At 72.0% G+C, this 250-nt stretch carries 1 protein-coding gene; it reads left to right on the forward strand.

From position 1 onward, the window contains the following. A partial coding sequence (locus SB773_RS33580; protein WP_410594786.1) for an ATP-grasp domain-containing protein occupies window positions 1-250 on the forward strand: 250 nt, incomplete at both ends.

The following is a 250-nucleotide window of genomic DNA, read 5'->3' on the forward strand; positions in this document are numbered from 1 at the left end:
GGGCTCATCGTCCAGGATTTCCTTCCCGGCGAGGAGTACTCGGTCGATGTGATCGCGGACGCCGCTGGTTCGGTGGTCGCTGCCGTACCGCGCACCCGCGCCAGGGTCGACTCGGGCGTCGCCATCGCCGGGCGAACGGTGCACGACGACGAGCTCGAGAGCGCCGCGGCGTCGATCGCACGGGCCATCGGTCTCGTCGGCGTCGCCAACGTGCAGCTCCGACGCGACCGCGCCGGTCGAGCCGTGCTCC

The organism is Bacillus sp. SIMBA_074 (genome assembly GCF_046534555.1).
GTDB lineage: Bacteria > Bacillota > Bacilli > Bacillales > Bacillaceae_G > Bacillus_A > Bacillus_A mycoides.